General features: G+C 32.1%; 9 protein-coding genes. 4 read left to right on the top strand and 5 right to left on the bottom strand.

The window, feature by feature from the left end:
• The first annotated feature begins 68 nt into the window (after positions 1–68).
• Positions 69–1,307 (top strand): ATP-dependent Clp protease ATP-binding subunit ClpX, encoded by a 1,239-nt coding sequence (gene clpX / locus MARIT_RS12755; protein ID WP_024741578.1) that lies wholly within the window; start codon positions 69–71, stop codon positions 1,305–1,307.
• Positions 1,308–1,519: 212 nt separating this feature from the next.
• Here the strand turns inward: clpX and MARIT_RS12750 are convergent, their stop codons facing one another.
• A complete protein-coding gene (locus tag MARIT_RS12750) occupies positions 1,520–2,839 on the bottom strand; it encodes a leucine-rich repeat domain-containing protein (RefSeq protein ID WP_100211700.1) in 1,320 nt (439 codons plus the stop codon).
• Positions 2,840–2,968: 129 nt separating this feature from the next.
• On the opposite strand from MARIT_RS12750, the gene dnaG reads away from it, so the two are divergent.
• A complete protein-coding gene (dnaG, locus tag MARIT_RS12745) occupies positions 2,969–4,978 on the top strand; it encodes a DNA primase (protein ID WP_100211699.1) in 2,010 nt (669 codons plus the stop codon).
• A gap of 306 nt (positions 4,979–5,284) precedes the next feature.
• Here dnaG and nadE read toward each other — a convergent pair whose 3' ends face one another.
• Entirely contained in the window at positions 5,285–6,073 is a 789-nt protein-coding gene (nadE, locus tag MARIT_RS12740) for an NAD(+) synthase (protein ID WP_024741581.1), read from the bottom strand.
• Positions 6,074–6,124: 51 nt separating this feature from the next.
• On the opposite strand from nadE, the gene gldB reads away from it, so the two are divergent.
• Both gldB and gldC read left to right on the top strand, forming a co-directional pair.
• Entirely contained in the window at positions 6,125–7,084 is a 960-nt protein-coding gene (gldB, locus tag MARIT_RS12735; protein WP_024741582.1) for a gliding motility lipoprotein GldB, read from the top strand.
• A 3-nt stretch (positions 7,085–7,087) separates the two neighbouring features.
• Positions 7,088–7,426: a gliding motility protein GldC gene (gldC, locus tag MARIT_RS12730; RefSeq protein WP_024741583.1), complete on the top strand. Its 339-nt coding sequence runs from the start codon at positions 7,088–7,090 to the stop codon at positions 7,424–7,426.
• 81 nt (positions 7,427–7,507) lie between these two features.
• Here gldC and MARIT_RS12725 read toward each other — a convergent pair whose 3' ends face one another.
• From MARIT_RS12725 to MARIT_RS12715, 3 genes are all read right to left on the bottom strand, one after another.
• Complete coding sequence (locus tag MARIT_RS12725; protein ID WP_038026585.1) at positions 7,508–8,413, bottom strand: IS982 family transposase; 906 nt, start codon at positions 8,411–8,413, stop codon at positions 7,508–7,510.
• A 113-nt stretch (positions 8,414–8,526) separates the two neighbouring features.
• Positions 8,527–9,663, bottom strand: coding sequence for a 2-amino-4-hydroxy-6-hydroxymethyldihydropteridine diphosphokinase (gene folK, locus MARIT_RS12720; RefSeq protein WP_024742181.1), 1,137 nt, complete (start codon positions 9,661–9,663; stop codon positions 8,527–8,529).
• 93 nt (positions 9,664–9,756) lie between these two features.
• Positions 9,757–11,979 (bottom strand): polyribonucleotide nucleotidyltransferase, encoded by a 2,223-nt coding sequence (locus MARIT_RS12715; RefSeq protein WP_100211698.1) that lies wholly within the window; start codon positions 11,977–11,979, stop codon positions 9,757–9,759.
• Between the last annotated feature and the right edge of the window lie 119 nt (positions 11,980–12,098).

The following is a 12,098-nucleotide window of genomic DNA, read 5'->3' as shown; positions in this document are numbered from 1 at the left end:
TTTTATGCTAATTACGAAAAAGAATATTTTCCTTTTTTGTAATGGCACTATAGCTAAAAGCTAATATAATGTCGAAAGAAGAAAACTTACAATGTTCCTTTTGTGGACGAAAAAAACCAGAAACAGATTTGTTAATTGCTGGCATGGATGCACATATTTGCGATAAGTGTATTGAACAAGCGCATGGAATTGTAGAGGAAGAAATAGAAGAAGCTAAAACGAATAGTTTATCGAGTGATTTAATATTAAAAAAACCTAAAGAGATTAAGCATTTTTTAGATGAATATATTATAGGTCAGGATGAAACTAAAAGGTCAATGTCAGTAGCAGTTTATAATCATTATAAAAGGTTATTGCAAGAAAAGGACGTAGAAAATGAAGTAGAAATAGAAAAATCTAATATTGTTTTAGTAGGAGAAACAGGAACAGGAAAAACATTGGTAGCGCGTACAATTGCTAAGATGTTAAATGTGCCATTCTCTATAGTAGATGCTACTGTTTTAACGCAAGCTGGTTATGTAGGTGAGGATGTAGAAAGTATTTTAAGTCGCTTATTACAAGCAGCAGATTACGATGTAGAAAAAGCAGAAAGAGGAATTGTTTTTATAGACGAAATAGATAAGATAGCTCGTAAAGGAGATAATCCATCTATTACAAGAGATGTTTCAGGAGAAGGAGTACAACAGGCTTTGTTAAAGCTATTGGAAGGATCTGTTGTTAATGTAGCTCCAAAAGGAGGAAGAAAACACCCAGAACAAAAATTTATAGAAGTAAACACTAAAGATATTTTGTTTATAGCAGGAGGCGCTTTTTCAGGAATAGAAAGAATTATAAGCAAACGTTTGAATATGCAAGCTGTTGGTTATAGCGCTTCTTTAGATGAAGATAAAATAGATGAAGAAAACCTGTTGCAATATATCATTCCTGCAGATTTAAAATCATTTGGGTTAATTCCTGAAATTATTGGACGATTGCCTGTTTTGAGCCATATGAACCCATTGGATGGAGCAACATTACGCGCTATTTTAACAGAGCCTAAAAACTCGATCATAAAGCAATATGAAAAATTATTTGCAATGGATGATGTAGCATTTTCTATGACAGAAGAAGCGTTATCATATATTGTAGATAAAGCAGTGGAATATAAATTAGGGGCTCGTGGTTTACGATCATTATGCGAGGCTATTTTAACGGATGCAATGTTTGAATTGCCTAGCTCTGAAGAAAATGAATTTAACGTTACCAAAGAGTATGCTGAAAGTAAATTAACGAAATCGGCACTGAAAAAATTGAGAGCAGCTTCTTAAAAAAGAAGTAATATGTAATTTCAAGTAGTACAGCATAAAAAAAGGACTTTATTTTAAAATAAAGTCCTTTTTTTATGCTTCTTTTATTGTATTGAAGTGATTAAACTTTTTCTCATAACGTAGCTAAAGGCTATATTGTGAGAAAAAGACTTCATTAGAGCAGAAAATACGGAACTTTCGCTTCAAAATAAAAAGTTTAAATCGCTTCATAACTATAGTTTTTTGATTTTACTATACTTAGCAATCCACTCTGTTAATTGAGTAGGGTTTAAGCTATATTTTTGTTGTATTTTTTTCGTAATCTCTTGTAAATAAGAAGGAGCCAATACCAATTGTTCGTATTCGCTTACAACTAATTTTTTAAACTTGGTATAGTAATTTTGAGTACTTTCATTAATAGGTTGTTTTGTTTGAAAGGCAGGGTTTCCTAATTGTGCTATCCATTTTGTAAGATCGTTCATGTCTAAGCCATATTTTTTTTGTAGCTCCTCTTTTTTACCTAATAAATAAGATGGGGTTAAGATCATTTGCTCGTATTCATTAACAACTAATTGCTTAAATTTGGCATATGTCGTATTAGCCGTAGCTAAAGGGGCTGCTTCTATAGAGGTATTATCACCCGCTGTCTTTTTAAAATTAGAATAACTGGCAATCCATTGTGTAAGCTGAAGTTTTTGTAAGCCATATTTTTGCTGAATCTCATTTTCTTTACTTTGTAAATGAGAAGAAGCCAAAACAAGTTGATCGTATTCAGCAATAACTGATAGTTGAAATTTTTGATAGTGATTGGCAGCAGACTCAGTGGCATCAATGGAGTGATTATTAGATTGATTTTTAGTAGTTTTTACAACAGATTCTTTTTTGCTAGTAATAACAGTAGGAGAGGTAGTACCAGCTAGCGTTTCTGTATAAACAGCAGAAGGATCTAAATACCAACTATCAGAGTACTTTTTGTAAATTTCTTTGTCAATAAAAACATGGCGAATTTTATTATTGCTAGCATCTAAGTTTTCTAAAACCTGACAACCTTTCACGTTTAACTCTGTAAGTTTGTTATTGCTACAATATAAATCAACCAATTCTGGTTTTTCACCGAGAATTAGTGATGTTAATTTATTGTTATCGCAGCTAACATAAGTTAATTTTAAATTATTACTAAGATCTAGTTGTTCAATTTTATTGTTGTTACAATTTAAAAAGGTAATAGAAGTACTTTTAGATAAGTCTAATTTTTTAATATTATTTCCAAAGCAATCCAAACGTTTTAAGTTAGGAAATCTTTCTAAACCAGTTAAGTCCTTTATTTTTGAATGAACATTAGGTAATAACTTATTGGTTAGAGGATCATTGATATTTAAGTTAACTACATTCTCAGCTTCACTCATTAATATATTTCCATTAAGGCCATTAGTATCTATATTAAGGTCAATCAAAGCTTCTTCTAAGCCGATATCGGGAATTCTAATGGTTTCTTGAGAAAAAATAATCGATGTTATAAAAAAAATATAACAGAAAGTAGTAATTGTCTTCATAAGTACAAGGATTGTGCGCCAAATTTATATATTTATAAGGTCTTTATCAAATTAAAATTAGGAGAGCGAATAGCCTTTGTTATTAAAAGTGGTTAAAAACCTTATATTTGCAGGCTATATTTTATTATTATGATAACTCAACAAACCATAGACCGTGTATTTGAAACAGCCAGAGTAGAGGAGGTTATAGGAGAGTTTGTGCAATTAAAAAAAGCAGGAAGTAATTTTAAAGGCTTAAGTCCTTTTACGGATGAAAAATCACCTTCGTTTATGGTGTCTCCTGTAAAACAAATTTGGAAAGATTTTAGTACAGGAAAAGGAGGAAATGCAATTTCTTTCTTAATGGAGCATGAACACTACTCATACCCAGAGGCAATTAAATGGCTTGCAAGAAAATATAATATAGAAATTGAGGAAACTGAGCAATCGGATGAGCAGAAAAAACAACTGAATGAGCGAGAGAGTATGTTTCTAGTTTCTGAGTTTGCTAAGGATTATTTTCATGATTTAATGTTGAATACTCAGCAAGGAAAAGCAATCGGATTATCTTATTTTAAAGAGCGTGGTTTTAGAGATGATATCATAGCAAAGTTTGCATTAGGATATGGAAAAGATGAATGGGATAATTTTACAAAGGCAGCTTTGGTTAAAGGATATGATTTAAAGTACTTAGAAAAAACAGGACTTACTATTGTTAAGGAAGGAGGAAAGCAATTTGATCGTTTTAAAGGGCGTGTGTTATTTCCAATTCACAGTATGTCTGGAAGAGTATTAGGTTTTGGCGGAAGAATCTTAACAAATGATAAAAAAGCAGCAAAATATTTAAACTCGCCAGAAAGTGATATTTACCATAAAAGTAAAATTTTATACGGCATTTATCATGCTAAAAAAGAAATATCAAAACAAGATAATTGCTATTTGGTAGAAGGATATACAGATGTAATTTCTTTTCATCAGTCAGGAATAGAAAATGTAGTAGCTTCTTCCGGAACGGCTTTAACTTCTGATCAAATACGGTTGGTAAATCGCTTAACGAAGAATATTACTGTTCTTTTTGATGGAGATGCGGCAGGAATTAGAGCTTCTATCAGAGGTATTGACTTAATTCTTGAGCAGGGAATGAATGTTAAAGTAGTGTCTTTTCCCGAAGGAGAAGATCCAGATAGTTTTGCGAAATCGCATTCTGATGCTGAATTACGAGAATATCTTGAAAGTAAATCGCAAGATTTTATAGAGTTTAAGGTGTCATTATTAATGGAAGGAGCTCAGAATGATCCTGTTAAAAAAGCGGGGTTGATTAGAGATATTGTAACGAGTATTTCTAAAATTCCAGATGGAATTCAACGAGAGGTATATGTACAAGAATGTGCACGTATCATGGATATTTCAGAAAGGGTTTTGTTTAGTGAATTAGCGCAATTATTAAGTAAAAGTACAACAGGAAACAGACCAAGAAGGAATAGAGAGGGTGGAGAGGAGTCTCATAAGACTTCGTCTATGCATGTCCAAGGTCAAGATAAAAACCCTATGGAACTTGTTAAAGGGAGAAAGGGAAAACAACAACAAGAGGTCGATCAGTTAAATATATTAGAAAAAGAAATTATAAGAATTTTGCTTTTATATGGAAATGAAGAAGTAGAGTTTATTGATTGGATTGAAATTGAAGATGAAAGAGGGCGTATAAAATTGGAAAAAGAAGAGTATGTAAATACTGTTTCAAAAGAGTTGTATTTACATTTGCAAGATGATGAGATTGAGTTTACAAATGAAATTTTTAAAGAGATTTACTATGAGTTAATCCATCAGTTAAATCAAAGAGAAAAAATTTCTATAGATCAATTGATAAACCATCAAAATTCTGAAGTAGCCAACTTGGTTACGAGTATTTTGATGGATGAAGAGAAATATATTTTAAGTGATTGGGAACGGAAAGAAATTTATGTAACTCAGGTAGAAAAAATCCTCCCTAAGTTAGTTACAGATGCGATTTTAAATATCCGTAGAGTTTTAATAGAAAGTAAGATTAAAGAAATACTTCAAGGTATTCAAACTCAAAAAATATTACCAGATTTGGAAGAAATCAATAATTATACGAGTTTAAAAAGACGTCTTTTTGAAAAGTTGAATAGAGTGGTTTGATAGTAGTTTTTAGCATAGTAAAATTAAAACATTTTCTATATCAGTATTTTAAAGTATGATAATTATAGGTGTTTATTCATCTAGTAGATTATAAAAATACGTGAGTTGTACAGGAATTAAGCTAATTGTTATAAAAGTATATTTTTTTGTATATTGCCTCCGTAAAAGAAGAAAATAATCGTTATGAAAAAATCGTTACAAGTATTAGTTATATTAAAATTAATAATGCTAATGCCTTTTGCAGTTTTGAATGGCAACAAAAAAAGAATGTACCGAAAAATAAAAAGCCAAATGTTAGCGGCTAATTTACTTTAAATCGGCCGTGATCTTGCATACAGGGATTGGTGTCATTTTATGCTGGTTGATTTTGTTTAATCGAGTATAAATTTTGAAGACTTCAAGGTTTCTATCTTTAAAATCTTGTTCAGTCTTTCCTGCATCTTGCATTTTCATTGCCCATTCAAGCTCGTCATATGAAGCACCTATTTGATCTTCATCAGTTCTGCTGTCTCCAAATAAACCATCAGTAGGTTTTGCTTTTTGAATTGATTCAGGTACGTTTAAGTAAGCACCTAAGGTATATACCTCTGATTTTACTAAATCGGCAATAGGGCTAAGGTCCACCCCTCCGTCTCCATATTTCGTATAAAAACCAACTCCAAAATCTTCTACTTTATTTCCTGTACCAGCAACCAATAAGCCATGTAATCCTGCAAAATAATATAAGGTAGTCATACGTAGGCGGGCTCTTGTATTAGCAAGTGCTAAATCAACTTTAGGAGAAGAAGTAACTTCAGGCACAATTGTTTTAAAATTCTCAAAAGTACTAGTTAAGTCAGCTTCAATTTCAGCAACATTTTTAAATTGTTCCTTTAGTTGCTTGATATGCTCGTTAGCCCTATTAACTTGGCTTTTTGCCTGATGAATTGGTAGCTCTACACATAAAGTGGGCAAGCCAGTTTTGGCACATAAGGTAGAAGTTACAGCAGAATCGATACCTCCAGAAATACCTACAACAAAGCCGTTTACTTTAGCATTTAAGGCGTAATCTTTTAACCATTTCACAATATGATCTGTAACTTTTTGTGCATTCATCCTAAGACTATTTTTAGTATTTTTGACGTTATATTTTGAAGAGCTAATATAATGCGAAATTTTTTATTGTTATCCCTTATTTTTTTGGGAATGCTTTCTTGTAAAAATAATGCGAAATCGGTGGTAGATGTTTCTGATGTTTCTGTGAATTTTGCAACAAAACGTTTTGAGGTAGATTTTTACAATTCAACAGAGAAAACACTTTCAGAAACTAAGAAAAATTACCCTTTTTTGTTTCCTAAAGGTATTCATGATAGTGTTTGGATACGTAAGATTAACGACAATGATGAGCGTGCACTTTTCGAAGAAACTCAAAAAGTATTCCAGAGTACGGGGAAACTAGAAGAAGCCTTGTTATCATTGTTTAAACATATTAAATATTACCTGCCAAATTTTTTAGCACCTAATGTAATAACTGTGCAAACCAATATAGATTATGATCATAGGGTAATTTATGCAGATAGCCTATTATTGATATCATTAGATTCGTATTTAGGTACAACGCATGAATTTTATAATGATTATCCAAAATATGTAAAGCAAAATAACACAAAAGAGCATCTTATTGTAGATGTAGCTAATGCTATTATAAAAAAGCAACTTAAACCTAGTTTGAATAGAGTTTTTTTGTACAAGATGATTTACGAAGGTAAGAAGATGTATTTGTTAGATGCCTATTTACCTGCCGTTTCAGATAAAGAAAAGATAGGTTATGCAGCGGAGAAATTTCAATGGACATTAAATAATGAAGAGGAAATTTGGAAATATTTTATTGAAAATGATTTGTTATACGATACTGATACAAAATTGAATCAACGTTTTCTAGATATAGCGCCTTTTTCGAAGTTTTATTTAGGAGAAGATAATAAATCGCCAGGGCAAATAGGTATATGGATTGGTTGGCAGATAGTAAGATCATTTATGAGAAATAATGATGTATCTTTGCAGCAGTTATTGCAAATGAGAGAAGAAGAAATATTTAAAAAATCAAAATATAAACCTAGACGATAAATAATGGCAGTAAAACATACTTCGGAAATAAAATTTACAGTAGGATTGGATGAAAATAAAATACCTGAAGAAATTTCATGGAGCGCAGAAGATGGTGGAATACAAGATGAAGGTTCTAAGGCAGTGATGCTTTCTGTATGGGATCATAAGAAAAAAGACACATTACGTATGGATTTATGGACGAAAGACATGCCTGTTGATGAGATGAAGCAATTTTTTCATCAAACATTAGTTTCTATGGCTAATACTTTTGAAAGAGCAACAGATGATCAAAAAATGAGTGCAACTATGCGTGATTTTTGTGAGTATTTTGCAGAAAAGTTAGAGCTAGTGAAGAAATAGAAGAATAACACAAGCATAAAAAACAGGATAGTGCGCATTGTTTGCTTTATCCTGTTTTTTTATAAATAACGTGAGTTCGACTTAACTTATTCCAAGATTAGGTAAGAACCTTTGTATTTTAATGCTCGGTTTTGATTCAAGAAAAGAGTAAGCAGTCAATCCAGCAATTAGGTTTCCTAAGAAGTTATCAAACGAGCGATGTCTAGAATGTTCCATCTGACAGGTATTTTTTAATACGTCATTTACAGATTCTATAATTGCTCTTTTTCTTAAGTAAACTTTATCCATAAAATCAAGAGCTTTCTTGTTCATGTTCTTTCTTAATTTGGTAACCAAATGGATACCGTCCACAAATAATTTATCAAATAGATCTTTGCCTAAATAACCTTTATCACCATATATTTTTCCAAATATCTTATCGTGAAAGCACTTGTTCTTTAAAGGATATCTGTCATCTACATTTGCTTTAGTAATCATAAAATCAACTATTTGTCCTTTATCATTACAGACTAAATGAAGTTTAAAACCGTAGAACCAACCCAATGTCCCGTAACTTTTTTCTGCGATTCCTTTAAATACCTTGTGTTGTTTTTCTCTTTTATAATGACTCACTTTTAGTGCTGTGGAATCAATAAAAGAGATACCAGAACACTTACCTAATCCGTGTAGTTTTAAATACACTGCTAAAGGTGGAATAACTTTCTTTTGTAGTTCTACAAATCGATTATAGGAGACAAGATCAGGAAAGAAATCATCCATGTATTTGCACACGTAATACAAATAAAAGTGTTTTAAATTTCGATAGGATTTTAGATGAAAAATAACCATAATGGTCATTACTTCACTTTTACTCATTTTGGATTTTCTCTTGCGCTTTTTAACTTTAGAACTCTCTGAAATACTGTTTTTTATTAAAACTGTTTCAAATTCTTTCATAAAATCGTCAAGATTACAAAATATTTCAATTATTTTAGTGTCAGAAATCATAAGCAGAATAATTTTAGTTTATTGGAATTCAATACTTTAATATACTAAATTTTCTGCTTTTTTACTATAGTGAAAATAGATTTCTTACGTCGAACTCACGTTAAATACCTTTTTTAAGGGGTGTTAGTATGAGACTTAATCTTACTTATGATAAAATGGTAATCGTTAATATTATTTACAAAATCTAGCTTAGAAACATCAATAATTAAGATATTTAAATCTTGCTGAGTTTTTATAAAATTACTATAACCATCATGTATTTTTTGCAGATAGCCAGCTTCTATATTTTGCTCATAATCTCTTCCTCTCTTTTTAATATTCTGTAATAGCCTGTCAGTATTTTGATATAAATAAACATATAAATCGGGTTTTGTTATCTCTTTATACATTAAATCAAACATTTTTCGATACAGTTTATATTCATCAGAATGTAAAGTAACCTGAGCAAAAATCAATGATTTAAAAATATAGTAATCAGAAACAATACAGTTTTTGAATAAATCAAATTGTGCTAAATCATCGGTTAATTGTTGGTATCTGTCAGCTAGAAAGCTCATTTCTAGAGGAAAAGCATATCGTTCTTCATCTTTGTAGAATTTGGGGAGAAAAGGATTGTCTGCAAAACGCTCTAGTACAATTTTCGCATTAAATTCATCAGAAATCATGTTTGCTAACGAGGTTTTACCAGCTCCTATATTTCCTTCAATAGCTATATAATTATATTTTTCTGAAATAGGAATCGGGCGAATGAGTTTATGGTCAACAACCGCTATTTCGGAGTCATCATTACAATTTCTTAAGCAAATAAATAGTTGTTTCTTTTCTATGGGATGAATTGTATTCCTAGCAATTTCACTTAGCGGAGCTAAGGCAAATTTGCGTTCTAGCATTCTTGGGTGAGGAACAATTAAGTTTTTTGAAAAGATAATTTCATCATCAAAGAGCAAGATATCAATATCAATAATTCGGTTGATATATGCACCTGTTTTTGAACGAACTCTTCCTAGCTCTTTCTCTATGGAAAGTAGGGTACTCATCAGTTTTTCGGGAGGCTGGTAGGTAGAAACTTTTAATACGGTGTTATAAAAATCATTCCCTTCAAACCCTAGTGCAGGAGTTTTATATATAGAGGCAATCTTTTGTACATCTCCTACTTTATCAGCAATCAAATTAATTGCTTTTTGTAAATTCTTTAACTTATTTCCCTGATTGGTTCCTAAGGATAAATATGTAATACGTTGTATTTTCATAAAGGAGTACAAAGAAAGGAAAACAAAAGAACTGTATAAAAAAAATCGCTAAAAATATTTTTAGCGATTTTAAAATATATTAAAATGAGGCTTTTAAGACTCTTTTTTCTCTACACGAGGCTTTCTCTCTTCTCTACGATTGTCACGATTACGATTATCTTTTCCTTTATGATCTCTAGGTGGTCTTGCTACATAACCTTCTGGTTTTGGTAATAAAGCTTTACGAGACACCTTTTCTTTTCGTGTTTTAGGATCTATTCCAAAATATTTAACCTCCAAAATATCTCCTAGCTTAACAACATCAGAAACATTATTAGTACGCTCCCAAGCCAATTCGCTAACGTGTAATAAAACCTCATTTCCTGGCGCTTTTGTATATTCTACAACAGCACCGAAATCTAGCATTTTAATAACTTTAACTTCATAAACACTTCCTTTTTCAGGTTTAAACATCATAGACTCAATGCGAGCAATGACTTTTTCGATACCGTCAGGGTTTGTTCCCAAAATTTCAACGATACCTTCTTCTGTAACAGGGTCTTCATTAATAACAATGGTAGTTTCTGTTTCTTTTTGAAGTTCTTGGATGTGTTTACCACCAGGTCCTATAAAAGCACCGATCATATCATTAGGGATTACTCTAGTAATCATTTTTGGAGCGTGTGCCTTTACTTCTGCATTTGGTGTAGCAATCGTATCTGTTAGCTTTTCTAAGATATGTAAACGTCCATCTCTAGCTTGTTTTAGTGCATTCACTAAAATTTCGTAGGATAGCCCTTTTACTTTAATATCCATTTGACAGGCAGTAATACCGTCAGCTGTTCCCGTTACTTTAAAATCCATATCTCCCAAATGATCTTCATCTCCTAAAATATCAGATAATACAGCATAACGATCACCATCTGAAATTAGTCCCATAGCAATACCAGAAACAGGTTTGTTTAGTTGCACCCCTGCATCCATAAGTGCCATTGTTCCAGCACATACAGTTGCCATAGAAGAAGAACCATTAGATTCTAATACCTCTGAAACGACTCTTACGGTATATGGACAGTCTGAAGGAATCATACCTTTTAAAGCTCTTTGAGCTAAATTACCATGACCAATCTCTCTACGAGAAGTACCTCTTAAAGGTCTAGCTTCTCCTGTAGAAAAAGGAGGAAAGTTATAGTGTAAATAAAAAGTTTCTTCCCCTTCATAAGAAGGCATGTCTATTTGGTTTGCTTCTCTTGAGGTTCCTAAAGTTACTGTAGCTAGTGCTTGTGTTTCTCCACGAGTGAATATAGAAGAACCATGTGTTGAAGGTAAGTAATCTACTTCACACCAAATAGGACGGATATCTGTAGTTTTACGGCCATCTAAACGCAATCCTTCTTCTAAAGTTAATTCTCTAACGGCATCTTTTTGAGCTTTGTTAAAGTATTTGCTAACTAAATCTCCGAAGTCTTCAATTTCTTCTTCCGTAAATGAAGCTATAATTTCGTCTTTAACTTCAGAAAAAGCGAGCCCTCTTTCAGCTTTAGAAGTTCCTTTTTTAGCAATTTCATAACACTTTTGATATGCTGCTTCATGAATTTTTTGAGCTAGATCTTCATCCTCTCTTTCTGGTTCATATTCACGAACTTCTTTCTTCCCAAAAGCTTTTGCTAAGCGAACTTGAGCATCACATTGTATTTTGATAGCTTCGTGAGCAAACTTAATTGCTTCAATCATTTCTTCTTCACTAATCTCATCCATTTCACCTTCTACCATCATCACAGAATCGGCAGAAGCACCTACCATAATGTCTAAATCAGCTTCTGCTAATTGAGTTCTATTTGGGTTGATAATAAGTTTTCCATTAATTCTAGCAACTCTTACTTCCGAAATAGGGATTTCAAAAGGAATATCACTTAGTTGGATAACAGCTGATGCAGCTAAACCAGCCAAAGCATCTGGCATCACATTTTCATCATGAGACATCAACTGAATCATTATTTGTGTTTCAGCATGGTAATCCTTAGGAAATAGCGGGCGTAGAACACGGTCCACTAACCTCATAGTTAATATCTCTCCATCACTAGGTCTAGCTTCTCTTTTAAAGAACCCACCAGGATAACGACCTGCAGAGGCAAATTTTTCTCTGTAATCAACAGTTAAAGGTAAGAAATCTACGTCTGATTGTTTGTAGTTAGATACTACAGTACATAACAACATTGCTTTTCCCATTTGAACAACGACTGAACCGTGTGCTTGCTTAGCTAACTTGCCGGTTTCTAATGAAATGGTCCTTCCATCTCCTAGGTCGATGACCTCTTTAAATACTTTTGGAATCATAAGTTTTAATTCTAATTTTTACTTTGTTGTTGTGTTGTTGTTGTGTGTTTCCAATGGAAAAACCAAAATTGTTGTTAGTAATTTTGGGCTTTTTATATAAATTTCTGTTTGTTAGTCAG

The organism is Tenacibaculum maritimum NCIMB 2154, assembly GCF_900119795.1.
Classification (GTDB): domain Bacteria; phylum Bacteroidota; class Bacteroidia; order Flavobacteriales; family Flavobacteriaceae; genus Polaribacter; species Polaribacter maritimus.
This window is presented reverse-complemented; position numbering and strand designations above follow the sequence as displayed.